The sequence below is a fragment of the Micromonospora sp. CA-269861 genome (genome assembly GCF_050948505.1).
Classification (GTDB): domain Bacteria; phylum Actinomycetota; class Actinomycetes; order Mycobacteriales; family Micromonosporaceae; genus Micromonospora.
Window position 1 is genome coordinate 3,154,140 of record NZ_CP192014.1, and the last position, 24,566, is coordinate 3,178,705.

Genomic DNA, 24,566 nt, shown 5'->3' on the forward strand with positions numbered 1-24,566 from the left:
TGACGATGGCAACGGTGGCCGTCCCCCCACGGAGGGATCTTCGAGTACGCCGGGTGAGGTACCCGGGAGAATGCGGCTACGCCCGGGGGCGGACCAGCCCCGACTCGTAGGCGAGCACCACCGCCTGCACCCGGTCGCGTAGCCGCAGCTTGGTCAGCACGTGCCCGACGTGGGTCTTGATGGTGGTCTCGCTCACCGACAGGACCGTCGCGATCTCGGCGTTGGACAGCCCCCGGGCGACCTGCACGAGCACCTCACGCTCCCGGTCGGTGAGCGCGTTGAGCGCCGCCGCCGGCGTCACCGCCGGGTCGGGCAGCAACTCGGCGAAGCGGTCCAGCAGTCGCCGCAGGATCCGAGGGGTCACCACCGCGTCCCCGCCGGCGACGGTGCGGATCGCCGCGATCAGGTCCTCGGCCGGCACGTCCTTGGCCAGGAACCCGCTGGCGCCGGCCCGCAACGCGCCCACCACGTACTCGTCCAGGTCGAAGGTGGTGAGCACCAGCACCCGTACCGGCAGTCGGGCGTCGACGATGGCCCGGGTCGCCGCCACCCCGTCCATCCGGGGCATCCGGATGTCCATCAGAACGACGTCGGGCAGCAGCCGGCGGGACAGCTCCACCGCCTCCACGCCGTCACCGGCCTCCGCCACCACGTCCAGGTCGCTCTCGGCGCCGAGCACCATCCGGAACCCGGTCCGCAGCAGCGGCTGGTCGTCGGCGAGCAGGATCCGCACCGGCCGCGCCGAGGGCACCCGATCGCTCATGTCGTCTCCCGTCCCGCTGACGTCGTGGCGCGCACCGGTCATCCTCGCGTACGCGGGGCCGGTGCGTCGCTCAGGACACCGTCACTCGTCGGCGCCCGGCGCCACCGGGGTGGACCGGGAGTCGCGCAGCGGGTCGGCGCTCGCCGCTGCCACCGGGAACGGCGGCGGCGTGCCGCCGAAGCTGGGGCACAGCGCCTGGTGACTGCACCAGTCGCAGAGCCGGCTCGGCCGGGGCCGGAAATCCTGCCGGGCGGTGGCCTGCTCGATCGCCCGCCACAGCGCCACCACGGTGCGCTCGAAGCGGACCAGCTCGTCGGCGTCCGGTGTGTAATCCAACACCTCGGCGTCGCGCAGGTAGAGCAGCCGTAGCACCCGCGGCACCACCCCCCGGGTGCGCCACAGCACCAGGGCGTAGAACTTCAGCTGGAACAGCGCCCGCGCCTCGAACGCCTCCCGTGGAGCGCCGCCGGTCTTGTAGTCGACCACCCGCAGCGCGCCGTCCGGGGCGACGTCGAGCCGGTCGAGGTAGCCCCGGATCAGCAACTCCTCGTCGACGACCGCGGAGATGAGGCTCTCGCGTTCGGCAGGCTCCAGCCGGGTCGGGTCCTCCACCGCGAAGTAACCCTGCAACAGCGCGGCGGCCGAGCGGAGGAACTCCACCGGGCCGGCCGGCTCCGCGCCGTCGAAGATCCCGGCAAGTTCCGGCTGCTCGGTGACCAGTTTGTCCCACTGGGGGGCCACCAGGTCACCGGCCGCCTCCGGCGTGCGGCCGGTGGCGGGCAGGTCGAACAGACGCTCCAGCACCGCGTGCACCAACGTGCCCCGGGCCTGCTCGATGGTGGTGCGCTCGGGCAGCCGGTCGATGCTGCGGAACCGGTAGAGCAACGGGCAGGTCTTGAAATCCGCAGCCCGCGACGGGGACAGCGAGGCCCGCACCGTCGGCGGCGCCTGCGCCGCGGGGGAGGGTTGGGAGGTGGTGACCGATTCCGCCGTCATGTCGGCAAAGGTTAGGGCACCGGTGTGACACCGACCGCCGGCCGCCCCGCACAGCGACGGTCCGTAGCATCGTGGCGATGGAGCAGACAACCCGGCCGCCGCGCCGACCGGACCGACGCCTCGGCCTGAACGTCGGCAAGGTGTTCGGGGTGCCGCTGCACCTCAACGGCTCCATGGTCCTGCTCGCGGTGCTCATCGCGGTGCTGTACGGCGAGTTCGCCCGCCGACAACTGGACCTGCCGCAGCTCAGCGGCTACCTGATCGGCTTCGGGTTCGTCGTGTCGCTGCTCGGTTCGGTGCTGCTGCACGAGCTCGGCCACGCCCTCACCGCCCGGCGGTACGGCATCGGTGTGCGCGGGATCACCCTGGAACTGCTCGGCGGCTACACCGAGATGGACCGGGACGCCCCGTCGCCCCGCGTCGACCTGCTGGTCTCGCTGGCCGGCCCGGCGGTCTCCGCGGTCCTCGGCGTCCTGGCGGTCGCCGCCACGCTCGCGCTGCCCGAGGGGACAGTGGCCCACCAGCTCGCCTTCCAGCTCGCGGTCAGCAACGTCATCGTGGCGCTGTTCAACAGCCTGCCCGGGCTGCCACTCGACGGCGGCCGGGCGCTGCGCGCCGCCGTGTGGGGGCTGACCCGCGACCGGCACCTCGGCACCGAGGTCGCCGGATGGGCCGGCCGGGTCGTCGCCGTCGGCACCGCGGCCCTGGTCCTGGTCCTCACCGTCGAGCGGCGTCTGGCGCCGCTGGCGCTGCCGCTGATGCTGCTGGTCGCCGTCACCCTCTGGCGTGGCGCCGGGCAGTCGATCCGAGCCGCCCGGGTCAGCCGCCGGTTCCCGCTCATCGACCTCGCCCGGTTGGCCCGCCCGGTCTGGCCGGTGGCCACCGGTACGCCCCTGGCCGAGGCCCAGCGCCGGCGCGCCGAGAGCGGGCAGCCCGCCGCCGCGCTGCTGGTCACCGACTCCACCGGCCGACCGGTGGCGCTCGTCGACCCGGTCGCCGCCGACGCGGTGCCGGTCGAGCGCCGACCGTGGCTGGCGGTGGACGCCGTCGCCCGGTCGCTGGGCACACTTCCCACGTTGGCCGTCGGGTGGGACGGCGAGCGGGTGATGGAGGCCGTACAGACCCACCCGGGCGCGCAGTACGTGGTGACGTCAGGCGAAGATGTCGTCGGCATTCTGCACATCGCGGACCTGGCACAGCTCCTCGAACCCAACCGGAAGATGACACCGTGACCGCAACTCCCTCCACCGTCGCCGCCGACCCCGCCAACCCGGCGCTGACACCCGTGCACCGGGGGCCGTTCCGGCCCGGCGACCGGGTCCAGCTGACCGACCCCAAGGGGCGGATGCACACCGTGACGCTGGAGCCCGGCAAGGAGTTCCACACCCACCGCGGCATCCTGGCGCACGACGCGCTGATCGGGCTCCCCGACGGCAGCGTGGTGACCACCTCCGGTGGCGGCACCGCGTTCCTGGCCCTGCGGCCGCTGCTGTCGGACTACGTGCTGTCCATGCCGCGCGGCGCTCAGGTGATCTACCCGAAGGACTCGGCGCAGATCGTCGCGATGGGCGACATCTTCCCCGGCGCGAAGGTCCTCGAGGCCGGCGCCGGCTCCGGCGCGCTGAGCTGCTCCCTGCTGCGTGCCGTCGGCACCGAGGGTGAGCTGCACTCGTTCGAGCTGCGTGACGACTTCGCCCAGATCGCCAAGCGCAACGTCGAGGCGTTCTTCAACGGGCCGCACCCCTCGTGGAACCTGCACGTCGGCGACGTCGCGCAGTGCCAGGAGACCGGCTTCGACCGGATCATCCTGGACATGCTGACCCCCTGGGAGACCCTCGACATGGTCGAGCGGGCACTGGTGCCCGGTGGGGTGTTCATCGGCTACGTCGCCACCACGCCGCAGCTCTCCGAGCTGGTGGAGGCGCTGCGCGAGCGCGGCGGCTGGACCGAGCCGCGGGCCTGGGAGTCCCTGGTGCGCGACTGGCACGCCGAGGGCCTCGCCGTCCGTCCGGACCACCGGATGATCGCGCACACCGCCTTCCTGGTGTCCGCGCGCAAGCTGGCCCCGGGGGTCACCGCGCCACCGCGTCGGCGCAAGCCCAGCAAGGGCACCGAGGCGTACGCGCAGCGCCGCCAGGACCTGCGCGAGGCGGAGGCGGCCCGACAGGCCGCTGCCGCCCAGGCGGCAGGTGCGCAGCCCAACGGTACGGGGGAGATGGACAGGCCGTGACCATCGAGCTGGGTGTCGGCACCGCCGAGCAGGGGGAGACGCTGGCATGAGCCGACCGGGCTACGGCGGTGGTGACCTCCCCGCGGTCTTTCCCGACTGGTCGCCCTACCAGGACCTGGAATCGGCGGCGCGGGCCTACCTGCGCGACCCGGACGTGGCCCTGGAGGCGCTCGGCGGGGTGCTGCGCGGCGCGTCGGTGCTCGGCTTCACACTGGAACGCTTCGTCAACGAGGTCAACGGGGTGTGGCAGGAGGTCGTCGTCTGCGACGGCAGCCGGCTCATCCTCTGGCACGGTGAGGACGTACCACCGGAGGAGGGCCCGCCGGGCTCGATGACCTCGTCGCTGCGGGTGGTGCCGGTCTCCACCGTCACCGAGGTGGGCTGCCGGCGGCGGCTCAACCGTGCCGAGAGCGGCGAGATCCGGGTCGACAGCATCGACGTCTATCTGCTGCTCACCTCGTTGGACGAGGCGCCGCCGAGCGAGGAGATGGTCGGCACACCCCGGCACGACGCGCTGCGCTTCGGCAAGACCCTCGACGACGGCGGAGCCGGGCAGATCGCCCGGTTGGAGGAGTTCGCACGCCTGGTCGCCTCGGTGGTCGGCCGTCCGATGCTCTGAGGCGTACCCCGTTCTGGTCCCGGCCGGGCCGCGCGGCCCGGCCGGTGGGTCAGTCGTCCTCGGCGTCCGGGCCGGCGACCTCGACGCCGTCGCCGCGCACCACGTGGATGCAGTCGCCCGGGCATTCCTTCGCGGAGTCGATCACCTCAAGTCGCAGGTGCGCGGGGACGTCGACCCGGCTGCCCGGCGCCATCCGCAGCTCACCGTCGACGCCCTTGACGTAGGCCAGGCCGTCGATGTCGAACTCGAACACCTCCGGCGCGTACTGCACGCAGAGCCCGTCGCCCGTGCAGAGATCCTGGTCGACCCAGACCTGCAACTCGTCGGTCGCGACCTCGGCCACCTGTGCACCCCCCATGTTCTCCCGTGCCACGCTCCGACGGTACCCGAACGCCAGTAACCGCCCGTCAGGCCACCCTTGGCGATCAAGGTTCGGTGACGAGGGTGTTGCGTGGGACCGAATCGGCCTCATAGCGGCTAGTGTTAGGGCAGAACGTTCAAGCCCCCCGGGGAGGTGGGACGTGGCAGCACGTAGCGACGACGCGGACTCGCGCGCCGCACGGTGGGAGAAGGAAGCCCACGATCTCTCCACGCAGGTCGCGTTCCTGCAAGAGGAACTCGCCCTGGTGCGGCGCAAGTTGACCGAAAGCCCCCGACACGTCCGGCAGCTCGAAGAGCGGCTGGCGGCCACCCAGGCACAGTTGGCGCGGCTGACCGAGAACAACGACCGGCTGGTGAGCACCCTCAAGGAAGCTCGCACGCAGATCGTGACGCTCAAGGAGGAGATCGACCGGCTCGCGCAACCGCCGAGTGGGTACGGCGTCTTCCTGGCCAAGCACGAGGACGGCACGGTGGATGTCTTCACCGGCGGCCGGAAACTGCGGGTCGCGGTCTCGCCCTCGCTCGACGTGGGTGACCTGCGCCGTGGCCAGGAGGTCCTGCTCAACGACGCGCTCAACATCGTCGACGCGTTCGGCTACGAGCGGGTCGGCGAAGTGGTGATGCTCAAGGAGATCCTGGAGGGGCCGAACGGCGGTCCGGGCGACCGGGCGCTGGTGGTCTCCCACTCCGACGAGGAGCGCATCGTGCACCTCGCCGAGACGCTCATCGGCTCGGCGATCCGGGCCGGCGACTCGCTCATGATCGAGCCCCGCTCGGCGTACGCGTACGAGCGGATCCCGAAGAGCGAGGTCGAGGAGCTGGTCCTGGAGGAGGTGCCCGACGTCGACTACGGCGACATCGGTGGCCTCCAGTCGCAGATCGAGCAGATCCGCGACGCGGTGGAGCTGCCGTTCCTGCACGCGGACCTGTTCCGTGAGCACCAGCTCCGCCCACCCAAGGGCATCCTGCTCTACGGTCCGCCCGGCTGCGGTAAGACGCTCATCGCCAAGGCGGTGGCCAACTCGCTGGCCAAGAAGATCGCCGAGCGCCAGGGCAAGGAGAAGCACACCAGCTTCTTCCTCAACATCAAGGGCCCCGAGCTGCTCAACAAGTACGTCGGTGAGACCGAGCGGCACATCCGGCTGATCTTCCAGCGCGCACGGGAGAAGGCCGGCGAGGGCACTCCGGTGATCGTGTTCTTCGACGAGATGGACTCGATCTTCCGGACCCGCGGCTCCGGTGTCTCCTCCGACGTGGAGAACACCATCGTCCCGCAGCTGCTCAGCGAGATCGACGGCGTGGAGGGGCTGGAGAACGTCATCGTCATCGGCGCCTCCAACCGGGAAGACATGATCGACCCGGCGATCCTGCGCCCCGGTCGCCTCGACGTGAAGATCAAGATCGAGCGCCCGGACGCCGAAGCGGCCAAGGACATCTTCTCCAAGTACATCCTCTCCGGGCTGCCCCTGCACCCGGACGACCTGGCCGAACACGGCACCGACCCCCAGGCCACCGTCGCGGCGATGATCGACGCCGTGGTGCTGCGGATGTACTCCGAAACCGAGGAGAACCGGTTCCTCGAAGTCACCTACGCCAACGGTGACAAGGAAGTCCTCTACTTCAAGGACTTCAACTCCGGCGCGATGATCCAGAACATCGTCGACCGGAGCAAGAAGATGGCCATCAAGGAGTTCCTCACCTCGGGCCGCAAGGGGCTGCGCCTGCAGCACCTGCTCGACGCCTGCGTCGACGAGTTCCGCGAGAACGAAGACCTCCCCAACACCACCAACCCCGACGACTGGGCGCGCATCTCCGGCAAGAAGGGCGAGCGGATCGTCTACATCCGCACGCTCGTCTCCGGCGGCAAGGGCGCCGAGGCCGGCCGGTCCATCGAGACCGCCAGCAACACCGGCCAGTACCTCTGACCCCAGCAGCGAGGGTGTCCGCCGTCCGGCGGGCACCCTCGCTGCGGTCATGTCAGGCGCCGGTCAGGCAGCGAAGATCCACCGCTTCGACACCACGTAGTTCGCCGCCGACAACGACGCCGTCACCAGCAACTTCGCCAGCAGGTACGGCGTGCCCGCCCAGGTCAGCGCGGACACCAGCACCACGTTGGCGGTCAGGTTGGCGAGGACCAACGCGAAGTAGCGCCCCACCTGCGGCACCATCTGCGCGGACGAGCCGAACGACCACGCCCGGTTCAGCCCGAAGTTGACCCAGAACGAGGTCAGGAACGACATGCCGGCCGCAACCGGCAGGACAATCCGGAGAACTCCGTGGTAGACGAAGAGTGATCCCGTGTCCACGGCAACGCTCAGACCCCCGACGACCAGGAACCGCACAGCACTGTGTCGGGACAGGTGGCGGACGGAATCGGCAACAGGTGACAGCAAAGAGTTCTCCAAGGGGGGACCCGGAGCGGTGAGGACGACGAGGGAGTCTATCGTCTGTCCATCCACCCAGCGGGGCCTGCCCGCGCGAGCCGCGAGGTTGACGTGCCTGATCCCGGAAGAGTGACGCCGGCCACCGGCGAAAGCCCGGCAGCCACCACGAGCGCCACCCGACGACACTGGGCCCTCGCCTTCGCGGCGTTCTTCCTGATCATCTTCGCCTGGTCGATGGCCGCCCCCTACGACGGCACCCCGGACGAGCGCGAGCACATCGTCCGGGCGGCCGGCGTCGCCGCCGGGCAGATCGCACCCCCGCCGGCCGCCGCCAAGAAGGGCACCGGCGCCTTCCAGACCGTTCCCGGCGGTCTCGTCCGCGAGCAGTGCTGGCAGTTCAAGAAGGAAGTCTCCGCGGCCTGCGCCCAGCCGCCCGGCAGCGACGACACGCCAACCCGGGCCGGCACCGGGGCCGGGCGTTACTTCCCCGCCTACTACGCCCTCGTCGGCGCGCCGACGGTGCTCTGGCCCGGCTGGTCCGGCGTCCTGCTCGCCCGCATGATCAGCGCCCTGTGCTGCGCCGCCCTGCTCGCCTGCGCGTACGTCGTGATCCGCAACCGCTCCCGCCGCGGCCTCATGATGGGCGCCCTGGTCGTCGTCACCACCCCGATGGCCGTGCACATGGCCAGCGCGGTCAACCCGAACGGCCTGGAGATCGCCGCCGGCATCGCCTTCTTCAGCGCGGTCATCCCCCTGCTGCTCGGCCCACCCGGCCCACGGCGCGGCCTCATCCTCCTCGTCGGGATCAGCGGGCTGCTCCTGGCGGTGCTGCGCCAGACCGGCCCGCTCTGGCTGGCGACCGCCTTCGTCGCGTTCGCGTTCCCGCTGCGCCGCAGCAACCTCGTCGGCCTCCTCCGGGACCGGGCCGCGCAGCTCTGGGCGGGCGGCATCGTGCTGTCCACCCTCGTCGTGCTCGCCTGGTCCGTCCGCCAACAGACCTCCGACCTCGGCAACTACTCCGCCGACCGGCTCACCTACGGACAGGCGGCGCTGCGCGAGGCCGACCGGTGGCGGGGATACCTCGACCAGATCGTCGGGGTCACCTCCTGGCTGGACACCCGGATGCCCGCCCCGCCGTACGTGATCTGGCAGCTCGTCGCCGGAGCGCTGCTGCTCATCGGTGTCGTCTGGGGCAGCACGCTCGACAGGTGGCGCCTGCTCGTGCTGCTCGGCGGCGGCGTGGCCATCCCCTCCGTCATGCAGATCGCCCTGGTCAACGAGAGCGGCTTCGTCACCCAGGGCCGCTACATGCTGCCCATGCTCGTCGGCGTCCTGCTCTACGCCGCATGGGTCGCCGAACAACGCGGGTTCGAGATCGCGCGAGCCCGCTCGTTCAGCCGACTCGCCGTGCTGCTCCTCCTGCCGATCCACCTGTTCTGCCTGGCGTTCACGATGGTCCGCTGGCAGAACGGCCTGCCCGCCAACATCGGGCTGAGCAGCCTCAACCCGCTCGCCGGCGACTGGCACCCGGTGGTCGGCTCGGCGATCCCGCTGCTCAGCGCCAGCCTGGGCCTGGTGCTGTTCGGCTGGCTCGTCTGGACCACACGCTCCACCCCGAGCGACGACCCGACGCCGACGGTCGAGCGTTCCGACACCGAATCCACCGAACTGTTCCGGCCCGCCGGCACTCACCTACAGAGTGCAGGTGCCCAGGGCGGACTACGCTCGACCTGACGGTGGACCGGGTCGGGCGAGCGAAGCGGGTAGGTCGATGAGCGTAAGACGGATCATGGGCACCGAGGTCGAATACGGAATCTCCGTGCCCGGGCAGGCCGGAGCCAACCCGATGGTCACCTCATCGCAGGTGGTCAACGCCTACGGGGCACGTCCGGAACTCAACCGGGGCGGCCGGGCCCGGTGGGACTACGAGGAGGAGTCGCCGCTGCGCGACGCCCGCGGCTTCACCTACTCCGGTGCCGCGTACGACCCCGCCGAGGCCCTCGCGGACGAAGACCTCGGCCTGGCCAACGTGATACTCACCAACGGCGCACGGCTCTACGTCGACCACGCCCACCCCGAATACTCCACCCCGGAGGTCACCACCCCCCGGGACATCGTGCGCTGGGACAAGGCCGGCGAGCGGGTGATGGCCGAGGCGTCCCGCCGGGCCGCCACCATCCCCGGCACCCAGCCGATCCACCTCTACAAGAACAACACCGACAACAAGGGCGCCAGCTACGGCGCCCACGAGAACTACCTGATGCGCCGGCAGACGCCGTTCGCCGACATCGTGGCCTACTTGACGCCGTTCTTCGTCACCCGGCAGATCGTCTGCGGCGCCGGCCGGGTCGGCATCGGCCAGGACGGCGGCCAGAGCGGCTTCCAGATCTCCCAACGCGCCGACTTCTTCGAGGTCGAGGTAGGCCTGGAGACCACCCTCAAGCGCCCGATCATCAACACCCGCGACGAGCCCCACGCCGACGCCGACAAGTACCGCCGGCTGCACGTCATCATCGGCGACGCCAACCTCTCCGAGATCTCCACCTACCTCAAGGTGGGCACCACCGCGCTGATCCTCACCATGATCGAGGAGAAGGCGCTCGGCGGCGACCTCGGCATCGCCGACCCGGTCAGCGAACTGCGTGCCGTCAGCCACGACCCCGCCCTCACGCACCGCATGCGACTGCGCGACGGCCGCCGGCTCACCGCACTCGACCTGCAATGGGCCTACCTGGAGCGGGTCCGGTCCTTTGTCGACGACAGGTACGGCACCGACGCCGACGAGCAGACCATCGACGTGCTCGACCGCTGGGAGAGCGTCCTGGACCGGCTGGGCCGCGATCCGATGCTCTGCGCCGACGAACTGGACTGGGTGGCCAAGCTGCGGCTGTTGGAGGGCTACCGGGAGCGGGAGAAGCTCGGCTGGGGCTCGCACAAGCTCCAACTCGTCGACCTCCAGTATTCCGACGTCCGGCCGGAGAAGGGCCTCTACCACCGGCTGGTCAGCCGAGGGGCGATGAAGACGCTGCTTACCGACGACGAGACGCGTACCGCGATGACCGAGCCACCGGAGGACACCCGGGCCTACTTCCGCGGCCGCTGCCTCGCCCAGTACGCCTCCGAGGTCGTCGCCGCGAGCTGGGACTCGGTGATCTTCGACGTGGGCCGGGAGTCGCTGGTCCGGGTGCCGATGATGGAACCGGAGCGGGGCACCCGCGCGCACGTCGGGGCGTTGTTCGACCGCTGCGCCAGCGCCAAGGACCTGTTGGAGACGTTGACCGGGGGCTGAGATCCGGTGCCTCCACCGGGAATCACTCTGTGGCATGCTAGGCCGTCCCCCGATCCGTCGACCCACACGGTGATGCGATGCTCCCCTCAGCCCGGCAGGCTGGCCTTCGTGCGATAACCGCTGTTCCGCTGGCGAACGCGTACGCCGGGCGTGCCAACAGTTTCGGCTTCCTGCGGCTCTGCTTCGCCGTAGCTGTCGTCCTCGCGCACACCGCGGTGATCGGGTACGCCCGACCGTTGACCGAGGTCGTCGACGTGGCCGGCCTGGGGGTGGCCGGCTTCTTCGGCATCTCCGGCTTCCTCATCACCCGCAGCGCCAGGCGCGCCAGCCTGCCCCGCTACCTGTGGCACCGCGCCCTGCGGATCTGGCCGGGCCTCTGGGTGTGTCTGCTGTTCATCGGCTTCGTGGTGGCCCCGATCGTCTGGTACGCCGACCGCGGCAATCTGGACGGCCTGTGGCGGCACCCGGCCGGCGTAATCAACTTCCTGCAGGCGAACTGGTGGGGCGGCTACCGCCAGCAGGGGATCGTCGACGTCTTCCGGGACACGCCGTACGGCGACCTGGTGCGCAAGAGCGTCCTCGACGGCTCACTCTGGACGCTCAGTTACGAGATCTTCTGCTACCTGATCGTGGCTTCGCTGGCCGTGGTGGCGGTGCTGCGCCGCGCCCGCTGGCTGGTGCTCGCGGCCGCTGTTCTCGTCTTCGGTCTGCTGCTCTGGAACCAGTACGAGGCGCTGCGCTTCGGCGGGTCGACGTACTTCACCAGCGGCAGCATCGGCCCGCTGCCGCTGCTCGGCGCACTCAGCAAGATCTGGTTCCTGCGGTTCGGCTTCATGTTCCTGATCGGCGCCGTGGCGGACCTGTACAGCGACAAGCTGCCCATCAGCGACGTCCTCGGCGTGCTCGCCATCATCGTGACCGGCTGGCAGACCCTGGAGGGCCACCTGTTCGGCCCGGCGTTGCTCGCCTACGAGTACGCCATCCTCTACCTCGCGGTCCGGTTGCCACGGCTGCTGCACCGCGTGGGCCAGAAGAACGACTACTCGTACGGCATCTACATCTACTCCTTCGTCGTGCAGCAGATGCTGGCCTGGCTGGGGGCGGCGGCCTGGGGGTTCGTCGGCTACTTCGCGGTGGTCATGGCCTGCACCGTCGTCCTGGCGTTCCTGTCCTGGCACCTGGTGGAGAAGCAGGCGCTGCGGTTCAAGGACTGGACACCCCGCCTCCGGCGCGGAGCGCCTCCGGCGGAGGCCTCGGAGGAGCCCCGGCCTGAGCCGGAGCGGGCGCCGGTGCCGGTCCCGGCCGACGCGTCGGCCCCCCGGGGCTGACCGCTTCGGCGCAATCGAACGTCCCCGACCCGAACACGGCGGACGTGAGGTCTTTCTGTCGTCTGCGCGGGGTAGATTTCATGCCAGACGATCGTGGAGGAGACAGCCATGGCCACTCATGACAGCGGCGGCCAGTCGCAGTCCGGCAAGTCCCGTCAGGGCGAGGAAATCGAGGACGTCACCACCGAGGCCAACCCCGAGGTGGCCGAGCGGCACGCCGAGATCACCGAGGACGTCGACGACCTCCTCGACGAGATCGACTCCGTCCTCGAAGAAAATGCAGAAGAGTTCGTGAGAGGATATGTTCAGAAAGGGGGTCAATAGAGGCATATGTCCGATTCGCCGGACCGCCCGGACAAGACATGTCCGCAGTGCAAGAGAACGCTGGCCGGTACAGAGTTCCACCGTGACCGCCGACGGGTAGACGGTCTCGCCTTCTACTGCAAAGCCTGTGCCGCCGTCCGGTCCGAGGCGAGCCGGCGTAAGCGCGGCATCGTCCACAGCGAAAGTCGCCCACGCCCGTCGGTGAAGGTCTCAAGTGGTGTCCGGACTGCGAGCAGATCAAGTCTCTGGACGACTTTCCCACCACCACTACCAAGGCCAGTGGCCGGCACAGCTACTGCAAACCCTGCCATAATGCCCGCGGCAAGGAGACAGCGGAGCGACTCTACGGCGGGACTCGCGAGTACCACCTGCGGCGGCGGTACGGCGTGGGTGAGAAGGAGTTCCAGGAGCTCCTGGCCGAGCAGGGCGGGGTCTGCGCGATCTGTGGCGGTGCCGACCCGCAACATCTGGACCACGATCATCGCACCGGATGGGTGCGCGGGATACTCTGCTTCAACTGCAACGGTGGTCTTGGCCAGTTCCGTGACAGTCCCATGAGGCTGGCCAGGGCGATCACGTACCTGAGAGGAACCACGTGGCAGCGGGCTTTGATCCATCCGGGCGTCTTCCAGATGTGTTCACCAACGCGGGGACGTCCTCCTTCACGACGTTTCTGAGTCGGGTGGCCCCCGAGATGTTGCCCGGTCGGCGACCGCTGCCGCCGGGCATGGCCGCCGACCTGGCGCCGCACGCGACCACCATCGTGGCCATCGCGGCCGCAGAGGGTGTGGTGATGGCGGGCGACCGACGGGCCACCATGGGCAACCTGATCGCCCAGCGCGACATCGAGAAGGTGCACCCCGCCGACGCGTACTCGCTTGTCGGCATCGCGGGCACCGCGGGTATCGGCATCGAGCTGATGCGACTGTTCCAGGTGGAGCTGGAGCACTACGAGAAGATCGAGGGCGCGATGCTCTCGTTGGACGGTAAGGCCAACCGGTTGGCCTCGATGATCCGGGGCAACCTGGGGGCGGCCATGCAGGGGTTGGCAGTGGTGCCGCTCTTCGCCGGGTTCGACCTGGCCGCCGCCGACCCGGCGCGGGCCGGTCGGATCTTCAGCTTCGACGTGACCGGTGGCCCGTACGAGGAGACCGGCTACGACGCGATCGGGTCGGGGTCGCTGTTCGCCAAGTCCGCGTTGAAGAAGCGGTTCCGGGCCGGGTTGTCCGTCGAGGACGCGACGCGGCTGGCGGTCGAGGCGCTCTACGACGCGGCCGACGACGACACCGCCACCGGTGGGCCGGATCTGACCCGCCGGATCTACCCCGTGGTGATGACCGCGACCGCCGAGGGCACCCGCCGGTTGACCGACACCGAGACGGCGGCGATCGCCGAGGGTGTGGTTGCCGGCCGGATGGAGAACCCGGGCGGTTGAGACCCGCACCTCACCAGTCAGCAGTCGTCAGCACAGCGCCGTAAGGAGAACCGCCGACGTGGCCATGCAGTTCTACGCCTCTCCCGAACAGATCATGCGCGACCGCTCCGAGTTGGCCCGCAAGGGCATCGCTCGGGGTCGCAGTGCGGTGGTCCTCAGTTACTCCGGCGGGGTCCTCTTCGTCGCGGAGAACCTCTCCAGCGCCTTGCACAAGGTCAGTGAGATCTACGACCGGATCGGGTTCGCCGCGGTCGGCAGGTACAACGAGTTCGAGAATCTGCGCCGCGCGGGTGTCCGGATGGCCGACCTGAACGGGCTCAGCTACGACCGGCGTGACGTCACCGGCCGGGCCCTGGCGAACGCGTTCGCGCAGACCCTGGGTGCGATCTTCACCGAGCAGTCGAAGCCGTTCGAGGTGGAGATCTGCGTGGCGGAGGTCGGTGCCACAGCGGACGCGGACGAGCTGTACCGGTTGACCTATGACGGCTCGGTCAACGACGAGCCGGGCCGGATGGCCATGGGTGGTCAGGCCGAGGCGATCACCGGTGTGTTGAAGTCGCAGCATCGGGCGGACATGTCCCTGGGTGAGGCGGTCCGGGTGGCGGTGCAGGCGTTGAGCACCGTCGGTGGTGAGGGTGGTGCCGCCCGGACGATCGCCGCCAACCAGCTTGAGGTGGCGGTCCTGGACCGCCATCGGATCGGCCGGACGTTCCGGCGGATCACCGGTGCCGCGCTGACGGCGCTGCTGGACGGGGATGCGGCGGCCGAGGGGCAGTCGACGGGGGCCGCGGGCGGTCCCGGTGAGCCCGTCGTACCGACCACGGAGGCGCACAAGCCGACGACCTCTGCCGGCTCTGCGGACCTGGAGGACCGGCCCGCGGAGGGCGGCGAGCGTTAGGGTTTCGTCCGCTGGCGCCGGGCCCGCGTTCGGGCCCGGCACCAGCGGTCATCCTCGGCGCAGCAGGGGCCTGGCCAGGGCCCAGTAGCCGCCGGCCACGGCGTTGAACGCGCCCAGCCCCGGCGTGGTCGGCACACCCGAGGGGGTGACCCGACCGGTCATCAGCTGCGCGATAACCCCGTCCGGCACCCGACGTTCGGCCTGTAGTTGCCGTCGACGGCCGCGCACCCAGCCGCGGTTGCGCCACAACCAGCCCCAACCCTGCAGTTTCTGCCGGGACCAGCCGCCGACGATCGCGGCGGTGAGCATGGCGGCCTCGGTGAGCAACAGCGCCGGGGCGAGCACGACGAGTGTCCTCGCCTCGTAGGCGGTGAGCAGGGTGACCAGTCGGTTCCGCTCGACCAGGTAGAGCTTCAGGGCGTTGCGGGAGAACTCGTAGTGGTGACGGACGACGGCGTCCGGCACGTACTCGAGCCGTAGGCCGCGCTGCCACAGTCGCAGGCTGAGTTCGGTGTCCTCGTGGTAGGCGAAGTATTCGGCGGCGAAGCCGTCGAGTTCGCGCCAGAGCTGCCGGCTGATCACGAAGCAGCAGCCGCTGAGGGAGGGTACGACCCGCCGCTCGGCGTGGTTGCCTGCCGGTTCGCCGTTGCCGCCGGCCCAGGAGAGCCCGGTGAAGTGCAGCGGGTTGCCGCTGGTGTTGATCAGCTCGGGGGTGTCGGCCAGTCTGATGGATGCCATGGCCGCGCCGACGCCCGCTTCGGCGGCGACGGCGGTGGTCTTGGCCAGGGCGTCGGGCGCGACGACGGCATCGGAGTTGACGAACGCGAGCCACTCACCGGTGGCCTCGGCGGCGCCGACGCGGCAGCCGCCGGAGTAGCCGGTGTTCTCCTCCGGTCGGATCACCCGCACGCCGGGGAGGCCCTTGACGATGTCGATGCCGTCCCCGGTGCAGCCGTTGTCGACGACGATGAGGTCGATCTCGACGTCGGTGCTGGCCAGCACCGCCCGGGCGGCGTTGACGAGGTAGGGCTCCGGGCCGTAGGCGAGCATGACCGCGCTCACCCGGGGTCGGGTCATCGAATGCCTCCGGATGCGGCAGGGGCGACGGCCCCGGCGAGCGGCCGGGTGGGGGTGGTGGGTCGGCGGACGCCGCCGCGCAGCAGCAGCGCCATGGTGGCGGCCACGATGACGGAGCCGATGGTGTACGCCAACTCGACTCGCAGGGTGACCGGGGCCGGGATCAGCGTCACGGCGATCAGGGCGGCGACGCCGACGGTCCAGGCGAGCGCCTGGGCGCGGTGCCGGTCGAGGGCGAGTAGGGCTTGGCCGAGCACCATCGCCCACAGGTAGGCGAGCGTGGCGGCCGCCAACCAGGCGAAGTCGCCGTGGCCGAGAACGCCGGGTGCGTCGAAGAGTGTGCCGACCAGCCATGGGCCGAGCAGTACGGCGCCGAGGGCACCGGTGAGGCCGAGCGCGGTGACGATGCCGAGTGCCCGGCGCAGCAGGCTGTGGAAGCCGGCCTGGTCCCCGGTGGTGGCGGTGGTGGCGAGGCCGGGCAGCAGTGACGCCTGGAGGGAGCCGAAGACGAACAGGGGGATGCGGACCAGCACGAGGGCGGAGAGGAGTGCGCCGGCGGCTGCCGCGTCGGCGGGGGCGAGCAGCTGCACGTTGATCACGCCGATGTTCACCACGACCTGGGAGAGCAGGCTGGAGGCGGTGAGCAGGCCGAGGCCGCGGAGCAGGGTGGCCCAGGCGACAGGTGCGCCTCCGCCGATGGCGCGCAGCACCGGCGGCAGGGTGAGGAGGACGCTGACCAGCGGGGCGGCGACGAGCACGAGCCCGTACCAGACGGGGGATGTCACCCCGGCCAGCCCGAGCAGGGCGACCATGATGATGCGCAGGCCGCCGTCGATCCCGAGTTGAGCGCCGTACCAGGGGAACAGTTGCAGGCCGGAGAGGACGCCGCGGGTGGCGTAGGCGACGGCCATCGCGGCGAGTGCGCCGATCAGCACGGTGACCAGGTTGCCGTCACCGGCGAAGAGCTTGTCGGCGAGCGGCTGCCGGCCGATGGTGACGGCCAGCACCAGCACGGCGAGCATCGCGGCGGCGACGGTGACGCCGCGGGCCAGCACCGGCCCGGGGGGCAGCCCCTGGCTGTGTCGGGCGGCGACGACCCGGGCGACCTCCTGCTCGATCGGCATGAACACGCCGATGCCGAGGGTGAACACGATCGACCAGAGCACGGACAGGGACGAGTAGTCGGCCTTGCTGAGGCTGTGGCCGGCGACTGCGAGGTGAACGTAGGAGGCGAGCCCGAGAAGGGCCAGCCCGGCACCGACAGCGACGGTGCCGGGCGGGACCAGGCTCAGTAGCCGTCGGATCACCGGCGGATGAGCGCCAGCGTGAGGACAGCGAACGCGCGGCCGAGGTAGACCATCGCCTTGGCGGGGGAGTGGCTGGGTGTGCCCGCCATCCGCTTGCGCATGGCGACCGGCACCTGGCGGATGCGGTAGCCCCGGCGGGCGGTGTGCACCAGGGTCTCCACCGTGTCGCCGAGGTACTCGGCCGGGTACCAGCCGGCGAACATCTCGATGACCCGCCGGTTGGCGGCCCGGAAGCCCGAGGTGGTGTCGGTGAGCTTGGTGCGGGCGACCCGGGACAGCACGGCGGAGAGCATCACCATCGCCCAGCGGCGGGGGCCGCGGACGTTGTAGTCGCCCTCACCGGCGAAGCGGGCGCCGATGACGAGGTCGTTGTCGTCGAGCAGGTCGACGAGCTTCGGCACGTACCGGGGGTCGTGCTGGCCGTCGGCGTCGATCTGGATGGCGACGTCGTAGTTGTTGTCCCGGGCGTAGCGGTAGCCGAGGCGCATGGCTCCGCCAACACCGAGGTTGTACGGCAGTTTGGCGACCAGGGCGCCGGCGGCGGCGGCGACGGCGGCGGTGCGGTCGGTGGAGCCGTCGTCGACGACGAGTACGTCGACGCCGGGCAGTTCGCCGCGGACTTCGCCGACGACGTCGGCGATCGAGCCGGACTCGTTGAGAGCCGGGATGATGATCAATGTGCGCTTGCCGTTAACCATCGGTGGACACCAGTTCGTCTCGGGCTGCCCGGTCCGCGTCGATCTGTGCGCGGAGCAGGGCGAAGTCTTCGGCCAGGGTGCGGGTCTCTTCTTCCAGGGCGCTGACCTCCCAGCTGAGGTGTACGCACACCAGCAGCAGGAAGACGATGCCGAGGAAGAGCACCAGGCTGACACCGGAGGCGACACCGAGGAGTTCGGCGACGTTGTCGAGCAGCCGGGGGAACAGGGACAGCGGAATCACGATGATCAGCACGGCGAGCCAGAGCATGCCGTACTTCTCGCGCAGCTGACGGCGGCGCAACAGCTCGACGATGGTGCCGAGGAGCAGCAGGCCGGTCAGGCCGGTGACGAGGGTGAGCTTCATGCGACCTTCCACGGGGCGGGTGGAGCGGGGGAGTGGAACGCGTCAACCAGGGCGTGGTGCCAGTCTGGAAGCGGGGGCAAACCCACGGCGGCCCAGCGGCTGTGCCCTAGCACACTGTACGCAGGGCGGGGGGCGGGACGCGGATACCGGTCGCTGGTGGTGGGTCGGATCCGGTCCGGGTCCAGCCCGGCCAGGGTGAACGCGGCGCGAGCCAGGCCGTACCACGTCGTCTGCCCGGCGCAGGTGCCGTGGTAGACGCCGGGGGGCGCGTGACCGGCCAGCGCCGCGTCGGCGAGCGCGACGAGCCGTTCGGCGAGCGCGTAGGACCAGGTGGGCTGACCGTGCTGGTCGTCGACCACGTCGAGGTGTTCGTGCTGGGTGGCGAGTCGAAGCATGGTGGCCACGAAGTTCGGGCCGTGTGCGCCGTACAGCCAGGCGGTGCGCACGACGTACCCGGTGTCGGGTAGCAGCCGCGCGACCGCTTGTTCGCCGACCAGCTTGCCGCGGCCGTAGGCGTTGATCGGCGCGGTGGGCGCGTCCTCCGGGTAGGGGGTGTCGGCGTTGCCGGCGAGGACGTAGTCGGTGGAGATCTGGATCAGCCTGGTTCCGTCGGTGGCGCACGCCCCTGCCAGGTTGGCCACGGCGTCGCCGTTGACGGCGGTCGCCGCCGCCTCGTCGGCCTCGGCGGCGTCGACGTTGGTCCACGCGGCTGCGTTGATCACCAGGTCGTGCCCGGCGACGGCGGCGCGTACCGCCGCGCGGTCGGCGACGTCCAGGTCGGCGCGGGTGGCGGCGGTCACCTTGAGGTCGGGCCGTGTCCTCAGCACGGTGACCAGGTCCCGGCCGAGCATCCCGCCCGCGCCGGTGACGAGTAGTCGGGTCATGCGGTCGGCGCGGACTTGAGGGGTTCCCACCAGATGCGGTTGTCCCGGTACCAGCGGACGGTGTCGGCGAGACCCTGGTTCAGGGTGATGCTGGGCTGGTAGCCGAGCTCTCCGCTGATCTTGCTGATGTCGAGGGAGTACCGGCGGTCGTGGCCCTTGCGGTCGGTGACCGGGACGACCCGGTCCCATCCGGCGCCGCAGGCGTCCAGGAGCAGACCGGTGAGTTCCTTGTTGGTCAGCTCGGTGCCGCCGCCGATGTTGTAGACCTCTCCGGCGCGGCCCTTCTGCTGGACGAGGGCGATGCCGCGGCAGTGGTCGTGCACGTGCAGCCAGTCACGGATGTTGCCGCCGTCGCCGTAGAGGGGGACGGTGCCACCGTCGAGCAGGTTGCTGACGAACAGCGGGATGACCTTCTCGGGGAACTGGTACGGGCCGTAGTTGTTGGAGCAGCGGGTGACGACCACGTCCATGCCGTGGGTGCGGTGGTACGACAGCGCGAGCAGGTCGGAGCCGGCCTTGGACGCCGAGTACGGGGAGTTGGGGGCGAGGGGCCAGGTCTCGGTCCAGGAGCCCTCGTCGATCGAGCCGTAGACCTCGTCGGTGGAGACGTGCACGAACCGGCGGGTGCCGTGGCGCAGCGCCGCGTCGAGCAGCGTCTGGGTGCCCAGCACGTTGGTGGTGACGAACGGCGCGGCGCCGGCGATCGAGCGGTCGACGTGCGACTCGGCGGCGAAGTGCACGATCACGTCGTGCTCGGCGACGACCTCGTCGACCACTACCGGGTCGCAGATGTCGCCCTGCACGAACCGCAGTCGCGGGTCGTCGCGGACGGGCTCGAGGTTGGCCAGGTTGCCCGAGTAGGTCAGCTTGTCCAACACTGTCACGACGGCAGGCTCGAGCGGCGGCACGCCGTCCGCGCTGCCGAGGGGCTTGCCCAGCAGTAGGCGAACGTACTCCGACCCGATGAATCCGGCTCCGCCGGTGACGAGGATCCTCACGGGTCCGGAAGTATACGCGACGAATGGTGCGGCGCCCGGCACGCGACCCCCGCACAACGTGTCCGAATGCGGCTAGGCTCTCCCGGTGCGTGGAATCCTACTTGCCGGCGGCACCGGGTCCCGGCTCTGGCCGATCACCCGGGCGGTCTCGAAGCAGCTGATGCCGATCTTCGACAAGCCGATGATCTACTACCCGCTCTCGACCCTGGTGATGTCCGGGGTTCGCGAGATCCTGGTGATCACGACTCCGGACGACCAGGACCAGTTCCGTCGGCTGCTCGGCGACGGCAGCCAGTTCGGGCTGCGCCTGGAGTACGTCAGCCAGGAGCGGCCGGAGGGCATCGCGCAGGCGTTCATCCTCGGCGCGGACTTCATCGGCGCCGAGTCGGTGGCCCTGGTCCTCGGTGACAACATCTTCCACGGGGTGGGTCTGGGCCGGCAGCTCGCCGACCACTGTGACCCGGTCGGCGGGCGGGTCTTCGCCTATCAGGTGGCCAACCCGCAGGAGTACGGCGTGGTCGACTTCGACGCCGATGGTCGGGTGCTCTCGATCGAGGAGAAGCCGGCCCGGCCGAAGTCCCGCTACGCGGTGCCCGGCCTCTACTTCTACGACAACCGGGTCGTGGACATCGCCCGCAAGCTCACCCCGAGCGCCCGCGGGGAGCTGGAGATCACCGGGGTCAACGAGGTGTACCGGGAGACCGGAGAGCTGTCGGTGACGGTGCTGGATCGGGGCACCGCCTGGCTGGACACCGGCACGTTCACCTCGATGATGCAGGCCGCCGAGTTCGTCCGGGTGGTCGAGGAGCGGCAGGGGCTCAAGATCGGTTGTGTCGAGGAGGTCGCCTGGCGGGCAGGCCTGATCGATGACGCGCAGCTTCGCGCGCTCGCCGAGCCACTGACCAAGAGCGGTTACGGCGACTACCTGCTCGGTCTGCTGAGCGAGCAGGCCCGCGGGGACGGGGGTTCCTGGTGAAGATCCGGGAGCTGAGCATCGAGGGCGCCTGGGAGATCAGCCCCCAGCAGCACGGTGACCCGCGCGGCATGTTCATGGAGTGGTACCGCTTCGACAGGCTCGCCGAGGCGGTGGGGCATCCGCTGCGGCTGGCCCAGGCCAACCTGTCGGTCTCCGCGCGTGGCGTGGTGCGCGGCGTCCACTTCGCCGACGTCCCGCCCGGGCAGGCCAAGTACGTCACCTGTGTGCGGGGTGCGGTCCTCGACGTGATCGTGGACCTGCGGGTGGGTTCGCCGACGTTCGGCCGTTGGGAGGGCGTCCGGCTGGACGACACCGACCGCCGGGCCGTCTACCTCAGCGAGGGGCTGGGGCACGGATTCTGCGCGTTGACCGACGACGCCACGTTGAGCTATCTCTGCTCGGCCACCTACAACCCGACCGGTGAGCACGCGGTGCACCCGCTGGACGAGGAGTTGGGCATCGAGTGGCCCGCCGAGGTTCCGCTGCTGTCCGCGCGCGACGACGCCGCGCCGACTCTGGCGCAGGCCCGCGATCGGGGCCTGCTGCCGGAGTACGACAGCTGCCGGCAGTTCGTGGCGAGCCTCGGCCCGGACGGAATGTCGCACTCAACCGGTATGTGACCGCGCTCGGGGCACGACCTGCGCTCTGACAGTGACGAACCGGGCCTCCGGGCGGCTAATGTCACACCATGGAGCGGCGAATCTTCGGCCTCGAGACCGAGTACGGCGTCACCTGCACCTATCGCGGGCAGCGGCGGCTGTCCCCGGACGAGGTCGCGCGGTATCTGTTCCGTCGCGTGGTGTCCTGGGGTCGGTCCAGCAATGTCTTCCTGCGCAATGGGGCCCGGCTCTACCTGGACGTCGGGTCGCATCCGGAGTACGCGACACCGGAGTGCGACTCGGTGACCGATCTCGTCGCCCACGACCGGGCCGGCGAGCGGATCCTGGAGGGCCTGCTCGTCGACGCGGAGAAGCGGCTGCACGACGAGGGCATCGCGGGTGAGATCTACCTGTTCAAGAACAACACCGACTCGGCCGGCAACTCGTACGGGTGCCACGAGAACTACCTGGTCTCGCGGCACGGCGAGTTCGGCCGGCTCGCCGACGTGCTCATCCCGTTCCTGGTCACCCGGCAGTTGATCTGCGGGGCCGGCAAGGTCCTGCAAACACCCCGCGGCGCGGTCTACTGCCTCTCGCAGCGGGCCGAGCACATCTGGGAGGGCGTCTCCTCGGCGACCACCCGCAGCCGCCCGATCATCAACACCCGCGACGAGCCGCACGCCGACGCCGAGCGCTACCGGCGGCTGCACGTGATCGTCGGTGACTCCAACATGAACGAGGTCACCACGCTGCTCAAGGTCGGCACCGCCGACATCGTGCTGCGGATGATCGAGGCCGGGGTGGTGATGCGCGACCTGTCCCTGGAGAACCCGATCCGGGCCATCCGGGAGGTGTCGCACGACATCACCGGCCGGCGCAAGGTGCGGCTGGCCAACGGCAAGGAGGTCAGCGCCCTGGACATCCAGCAGGAATACCTGTCCAAGGCCACCGAGTTCGTCGAGCGACGCGGTGGCGACCAGGCCGCCAAGCGGGTCGTCGAGCTGTGGGGCCGGGTGCTCAACGCGGTCGAGACCGGCGACCTGGAGCCGGTCTCCCGGGAGATCGACTGGGTCAGCAAGCTGCGGCTGATCGAGCGCTACCAGCGCAAGCACGACCTGCCGCTGTCGCACCCCCGGGTGGCGCAGATGGATCTGGCCTACCACGACGTGCGCCGTGGCCGGGGCCTCTACGGGCTCCTGGAGCGCCGCGGCGACGTCGACCGGGTGACCACCGACCCGGAGATCTTCGAGGCCAAGGAGACCCCGCCGCAGACCACCCGGGCCCGGCTGCGGGGCGAGTTCATCCGGCACGCCCAGGAGAAGCGCCGGGACTTCACCGTCGACTGGGTGCACCTGAAGCTCAACGACCAGGCGCAGCGCACCGTGCTCTGCAAGGACCCGTTCCGGGCGTACGACGAGCGGGTGGAGCGGCTGATCGCCAGCATGTGACCGGTTGCCGGCCCCGGCGGTGCTCCGCGCCGACGGGGCCGGTCAGCCCGGCGCACTGTGCGGTTAAGCTGAGCGCGCCATGACGACTTCTGGACCTTCCGACCGCTCCGAGCCCGGCACCGAGCGGCAGAACTGGATCGAACGGCGGCGGGAGAAGATCCGCGCCGAGATCGACCGTAACCGGCGCGGTGAGTACACGGTGCCGACGTGGGTGCTGGCCCTGGCGCTGGTGCTCATCGTGGGCGGCTGGCTGGCCCTGATCTTCCTGGCCTAACCCCCACCCACCCACCCACCCCACCCCTCGCCCCCCGGCGCGCCTGCGCCCTGCACCTGCGTTGATCATGAAGTTATTGCCGCGACACGCCGAGCTGGCGGGCAATAACTTCATGATCAACGAGGGCGAGGGCGAGGGCGAGGGCGAGGGCGAGGGCGAGGGCGGGGGCCGGGTCGGGTCGGGTCGGGTCGGGGGAGGGCGGGGGTTAGGGGAGCAGGGTTGCTGCGTGGCGGCCGGCGGCGGCTGCTGCCAGGAAGTAGGCGTGGTCGGCGTCGAGGCCACGGCCCATGGTGGACAGCGCAACGGCGCTGGCCCGCAGCGCGGCGTCGAGACCGTCGGTGCGCACCCGGACGATCCGGTGCCGGGCCGCCAGGGGCGCCAGCGCCGCGTCCACCTCGGCCGCGAGGGACGGCGTCAGGTCCGCGGGCACCACCAGCTCCGCCGGGGCGAGCGCCACCCGGCCGTACGCGGTGAGGCTGTGGTGTGACACGCCCCGGTGCCTGGGCCGGGGATCGGCGTCGGAGATGCGCAGCGAGCCGACCGGCCGCCCACCCAGCGTGGCGACCGCGTTGACCGCCTCGCCGACGGCGACGCCGGAGAAGCCCCAACGGGTGCCGGTGCCCAGGTTGCCAGGCCCCTGAGCCACGATCGCCACGTCCGCCTGGAGCACGTACCGGGCGGCGAGCAGCCCGCCGTGCAGGGTGGTGGCCTCCAGGTCGCCGCCGAACGCCTGCCCGACGGTGATCGTGCCGGCCAGCTCGGCCCGCAGCCCGGCGAGGGTGCGGGAGAACCAGGCGGGCAGCGCCCCACCGTCGGTGAGCAGGTACGCCACCCGCGCCTGCGGTGCGTCGGCCCGGATGCCGGCGAGGATCGCGGGGAGCGCCGAGTGCAGGTCGGCGGTGACCACCGGCAGGCCGGCGAGGTCGTCGGCGTCGGCGAGCACGTCGCGGTGCGGGGACGCCTCCTCGTCGACGCCGAGGAGGATCGGCTGCAACGGCGTGTAGCGGGCCTTGACCAGGTGCCCGGCGTCGCGGGTGTCGGCGACGTCCGGCGGGTCCGGTGGAAGTCGGTCCGGCAGGGCGACCACCAGGGCGTACCCGCCGGTGCCCAGCCCCATCAGCAGCGCGCCGGCGTTGAGCAGCACCCGGTCGCCGGGTTCGGGCGTGCCGACCAGCTCCGGGTAGGCGAGCGCCCGCATCCGGGTGCCGTCGGGCAGGTCGACGTCCAGCTCCACCGCCCCGGTCCACTGCCGTCGCAGCGTCGCCACCGTCCCCGTACGCCATCGCACCATGAC

26 protein-coding genes are annotated in these 24,566 nt (G+C 70.6%); 15 read left to right on the forward strand and 11 right to left on the reverse strand.

Features of this window, described 5'->3' with window-relative positions; all coding sequences use genetic code 11:
• Window positions 1-76: 76 nt before the first annotated feature.
• Window positions 77-763: a response regulator gene (locus tag ACQP0U_RS14640; protein ID WP_433319623.1), complete on the reverse strand. Its 687-nt coding sequence runs from the start codon at window positions 761-763 to the stop codon at window positions 77-79.
• An 81-nt stretch (window positions 764-844) separates the two neighbouring features.
• The gene (locus tag ACQP0U_RS14645) at window positions 845-1,759 is read right to left on the reverse strand and encodes a RecB family exonuclease (RefSeq protein WP_433319626.1); all 915 of its coding nucleotides are present in this window, start codon (window positions 1,757-1,759) and stop codon (window positions 845-847) included.
• A 140-nt stretch (window positions 1,760-1,899) separates the two neighbouring features.
• Between ACQP0U_RS14645 and ACQP0U_RS14650 the strand changes: the two genes are divergently transcribed.
• The 3 genes from ACQP0U_RS14650 to ACQP0U_RS14660 are packed head-to-tail and all read left to right on the forward strand — an operon-like array spanning window position 1,900 to window position 4,608.
• Window positions 1,900-2,991 (forward strand): site-2 protease family protein, encoded by a 1,092-nt coding sequence (locus ACQP0U_RS14650; RefSeq protein ID WP_433320845.1) that lies wholly within the window; start codon window positions 1,900-1,902, stop codon window positions 2,989-2,991.
• Window positions 2,988-3,989 (forward strand): tRNA (adenine-N1)-methyltransferase, encoded by a 1,002-nt coding sequence (locus ACQP0U_RS14655; RefSeq protein WP_433319629.1) that lies wholly within the window; start codon window positions 2,988-2,990, stop codon window positions 3,987-3,989. The genes ACQP0U_RS14650 and ACQP0U_RS14655 overlap by 4 nt, the downstream gene beginning before the upstream one ends.
• A 46-nt stretch (window positions 3,990-4,035) precedes the next feature.
• Complete coding sequence (locus tag ACQP0U_RS14660; RefSeq protein ID WP_203120203.1) at window positions 4,036-4,608, forward strand: hypothetical protein; 573 nt, start codon at window positions 4,036-4,038, stop codon at window positions 4,606-4,608.
• Window positions 4,609-4,657: 49 nt separating this feature from the next.
• Here the strand turns inward: ACQP0U_RS14660 and ACQP0U_RS14665 are convergent, their stop codons facing one another.
• Entirely contained in the window at window positions 4,658-4,951 is a 294-nt protein-coding gene (locus ACQP0U_RS14665) for a ferredoxin (protein WP_266242041.1), read from the reverse strand.
• 178 nt (window positions 4,952-5,129) lie between these two features.
• Between ACQP0U_RS14665 and arc the strand changes: the two genes are divergently transcribed.
• A complete protein-coding gene (arc, locus tag ACQP0U_RS14670) occupies window positions 5,130-6,914 on the forward strand; it encodes a proteasome ATPase (protein WP_030332887.1) in 1,785 nt (594 codons plus the stop codon).
• A gap of 63 nt (window positions 6,915-6,977) precedes the next feature.
• Here the strand turns inward: arc and ACQP0U_RS14675 are convergent, their stop codons facing one another.
• Window positions 6,978-7,295 carry a GtrA family protein gene (locus tag ACQP0U_RS14675; protein ID WP_210781711.1) on the reverse strand — a complete coding sequence of 106 codons (318 nt, stop codon included), beginning with the start codon at window positions 7,293-7,295 and terminating at the stop codon, window positions 6,978-6,980.
• A gap of 189 nt (window positions 7,296-7,484) precedes the next feature.
• On the opposite strand from ACQP0U_RS14675, the gene ACQP0U_RS14680 reads away from it, so the two are divergent.
• The 7 genes from ACQP0U_RS14680 (at window position 7,485) to prcA (ending at window position 14,647) form a co-directional block, all read left to right on the forward strand.
• Window positions 7,485-9,107 carry a DUF2142 domain-containing protein gene (locus ACQP0U_RS14680; RefSeq protein ID WP_433319634.1) on the forward strand — a complete coding sequence of 541 codons (1,623 nt, stop codon included), beginning with the start codon at window positions 7,485-7,487 and terminating at the stop codon, window positions 9,105-9,107.
• A gap of 37 nt (window positions 9,108-9,144) precedes the next feature.
• Window positions 9,145-10,662 (forward strand): depupylase/deamidase Dop, encoded by a 1,518-nt coding sequence (gene dop / locus ACQP0U_RS14685; protein WP_433319637.1) that lies wholly within the window; start codon window positions 9,145-9,147, stop codon window positions 10,660-10,662.
• Window positions 10,663-10,739: 77 nt separating this feature from the next.
• Window positions 10,740-11,990, forward strand: coding sequence for an acyltransferase family protein (locus tag ACQP0U_RS14690; protein ID WP_433319639.1), 1,251 nt, complete (start codon window positions 10,740-10,742; stop codon window positions 11,988-11,990).
• A 108-nt stretch (window positions 11,991-12,098) separates the two neighbouring features.
• The gene (locus tag ACQP0U_RS14695; RefSeq protein ID WP_030332902.1) at window positions 12,099-12,314 is read left to right on the forward strand and encodes a ubiquitin-like protein Pup; all 216 of its coding nucleotides are present in this window, start codon (window positions 12,099-12,101) and stop codon (window positions 12,312-12,314) included.
• Window positions 12,315-12,700: 386 nt separating this feature from the next.
• Window positions 12,701-12,991, forward strand: a complete 291-nt coding sequence (locus tag ACQP0U_RS14700; RefSeq protein WP_244220615.1) for an endonuclease VII domain-containing protein — start codon at window positions 12,701-12,703, stop codon at window positions 12,989-12,991.
• Entirely contained in the window at window positions 12,910-13,749 is an 840-nt protein-coding gene (gene prcB / locus ACQP0U_RS14705; RefSeq protein ID WP_181518379.1) for a proteasome subunit beta, read from the forward strand. Before ACQP0U_RS14700 ends, prcB begins: the two co-directional genes overlap by 82 nt.
• A gap of 58 nt (window positions 13,750-13,807) precedes the next feature.
• The gene (gene prcA, locus ACQP0U_RS14710; RefSeq protein ID WP_433319644.1) at window positions 13,808-14,647 is read left to right on the forward strand and encodes a proteasome subunit alpha; all 840 of its coding nucleotides are present in this window, start codon (window positions 13,808-13,810) and stop codon (window positions 14,645-14,647) included.
• A gap of 48 nt (window positions 14,648-14,695) precedes the next feature.
• Here the strand turns inward: prcA and ACQP0U_RS14715 are convergent, their stop codons facing one another.
• Genes ACQP0U_RS14715 through rfbB form a run of 6 tightly spaced genes read right to left on the reverse strand, consistent with a single transcriptional unit; the run spans window position 14,696 to window position 19,975 of the window.
• Complete coding sequence (locus ACQP0U_RS14715) at window positions 14,696-15,724, reverse strand: glycosyltransferase family 2 protein (protein ID WP_433319647.1); 1,029 nt, start codon at window positions 15,722-15,724, stop codon at window positions 14,696-14,698.
• The gene (locus ACQP0U_RS14720; protein ID WP_433319650.1) at window positions 15,721-17,031 is read right to left on the reverse strand and encodes a lipopolysaccharide biosynthesis protein; all 1,311 of its coding nucleotides are present in this window, start codon (window positions 17,029-17,031) and stop codon (window positions 15,721-15,723) included. Before ACQP0U_RS14720 ends, ACQP0U_RS14715 begins: the two co-directional genes overlap by 4 nt.
• Window positions 17,028-17,729 (reverse strand): glycosyltransferase family 2 protein, encoded by a 702-nt coding sequence (locus tag ACQP0U_RS14725; protein WP_433319653.1) that lies wholly within the window; start codon window positions 17,727-17,729, stop codon window positions 17,028-17,030. Before ACQP0U_RS14725 ends, ACQP0U_RS14720 begins: the two co-directional genes overlap by 4 nt.
• Complete coding sequence (locus ACQP0U_RS14730; RefSeq protein WP_139584287.1) at window positions 17,722-18,093, reverse strand: DUF2304 domain-containing protein; 372 nt, start codon at window positions 18,091-18,093, stop codon at window positions 17,722-17,724. The genes ACQP0U_RS14725 and ACQP0U_RS14730 overlap by 8 nt, the downstream gene beginning before the upstream one ends.
• Entirely contained in the window at window positions 18,090-18,977 is an 888-nt protein-coding gene (gene rfbD, locus ACQP0U_RS14735) for a dTDP-4-dehydrorhamnose reductase (RefSeq protein WP_433319657.1), read from the reverse strand. The genes ACQP0U_RS14730 and rfbD overlap by 4 nt, the downstream gene beginning before the upstream one ends.
• Complete coding sequence (gene rfbB, locus ACQP0U_RS14740) at window positions 18,974-19,975, reverse strand: dTDP-glucose 4,6-dehydratase (protein ID WP_433319660.1); 1,002 nt, start codon at window positions 19,973-19,975, stop codon at window positions 18,974-18,976. Before rfbB ends, rfbD begins: the two co-directional genes overlap by 4 nt.
• Window positions 19,976-20,060: 85 nt before the next feature.
• Between rfbB and rfbA the strand changes: the two genes are divergently transcribed.
• The 4 genes from rfbA (at window position 20,061) to ACQP0U_RS14760 (ending at window position 23,272) form a co-directional block, all read left to right on the forward strand.
• Complete coding sequence (gene rfbA / locus ACQP0U_RS14745; protein WP_433319663.1) at window positions 20,061-20,951, forward strand: glucose-1-phosphate thymidylyltransferase RfbA; 891 nt, start codon at window positions 20,061-20,063, stop codon at window positions 20,949-20,951.
• Window positions 20,948-21,571 (forward strand): dTDP-4-dehydrorhamnose 3,5-epimerase, encoded by a 624-nt coding sequence (gene rfbC, locus ACQP0U_RS14750; protein ID WP_433319666.1) that lies wholly within the window; start codon window positions 20,948-20,950, stop codon window positions 21,569-21,571. The genes rfbA and rfbC overlap by 4 nt, the downstream gene beginning before the upstream one ends.
• 68 nt (window positions 21,572-21,639) lie before the next feature.
• The gene (pafA, locus tag ACQP0U_RS14755; RefSeq protein ID WP_030491065.1) at window positions 21,640-22,998 is read left to right on the forward strand and encodes a Pup--protein ligase; all 1,359 of its coding nucleotides are present in this window, start codon (window positions 21,640-21,642) and stop codon (window positions 22,996-22,998) included.
• A 79-nt stretch (window positions 22,999-23,077) separates the two neighbouring features.
• On the forward strand, window positions 23,078-23,272 hold the full coding sequence (locus tag ACQP0U_RS14760) for a hypothetical protein (RefSeq protein WP_433319671.1): 195 nt from the start codon (window positions 23,078-23,080) through the stop codon (window positions 23,270-23,272).
• 205 nt (window positions 23,273-23,477) lie between these two features.
• Here ACQP0U_RS14760 and ACQP0U_RS14765 read toward each other — a convergent pair whose 3' ends face one another.
• A complete protein-coding gene (locus ACQP0U_RS14765) occupies window positions 23,478-24,563 on the reverse strand; it encodes a DUF3866 family protein (RefSeq protein WP_433319674.1) in 1,086 nt (361 codons plus the stop codon).
• Window positions 24,564-24,566: the final 3 nt, after the last annotated feature.

What these genes read in the sequence shown, in the direction of transcription:
- ACQP0U_RS14640 (WP_433319623.1), bottom strand. Translation starts at nt 763, where the DNA reads ATGAGCGATCGGGTGCCCTCGGCGCGGCCGGTGCGGATCCTGCTCGCC.
- ACQP0U_RS14645 (WP_433319626.1), bottom strand. Translation starts at nt 1,759, where the DNA reads ATGACGGCGGAATCGGTCACCACCTCCCAACCCTCCCCCGCGGCGCAG.
- ACQP0U_RS14660 (WP_203120203.1), top strand. Translation starts at nt 4,036, where the DNA reads ATGAGCCGACCGGGCTACGGCGGTGGTGACCTCCCCGCGGTCTTTCCC.
- dop (WP_433319637.1), top strand. Translation starts at nt 9,145, where the DNA reads ATGAGCGTAAGACGGATCATGGGCACCGAGGTCGAATACGGAATCTCC.
- ACQP0U_RS14690 (WP_433319639.1), top strand. Translation starts at nt 10,740, where the DNA reads ATGCTCCCCTCAGCCCGGCAGGCTGGCCTTCGTGCGATAACCGCTGTT.
- ACQP0U_RS14695 (WP_030332902.1), top strand. Translation starts at nt 12,099, where the DNA reads ATGGCCACTCATGACAGCGGCGGCCAGTCGCAGTCCGGCAAGTCCCGT.
- ACQP0U_RS14715 (WP_433319647.1), bottom strand. Translation starts at nt 15,724, where the DNA reads ATGACCCGACCCCGGGTGAGCGCGGTCATGCTCGCCTACGGCCCGGAG.
- ACQP0U_RS14725 (WP_433319653.1), bottom strand. Translation starts at nt 17,729, where the DNA reads ATGGTTAACGGCAAGCGCACATTGATCATCATCCCGGCTCTCAACGAG.
- ACQP0U_RS14730 (WP_139584287.1), bottom strand. Translation starts at nt 18,093, where the DNA reads ATGAAGCTCACCCTCGTCACCGGCCTGACCGGCCTGCTGCTCCTCGGC.
- rfbD (WP_433319657.1), bottom strand. Translation starts at nt 18,977, where the DNA reads ATGACCCGACTACTCGTCACCGGCGCGGGCGGGATGCTCGGCCGGGAC.
- pafA (WP_030491065.1), top strand. Translation starts at nt 21,640, where the DNA reads ATGGAGCGGCGAATCTTCGGCCTCGAGACCGAGTACGGCGTCACCTGC.
- ACQP0U_RS14760 (WP_433319671.1), top strand. Translation starts at nt 23,078, where the DNA reads ATGACGACTTCTGGACCTTCCGACCGCTCCGAGCCCGGCACCGAGCGG.
- ACQP0U_RS14765 (WP_433319674.1), bottom strand. Translation starts at nt 24,563, where the DNA reads ATGGTGCGATGGCGTACGGGGACGGTGGCGACGCTGCGACGGCAGTGG.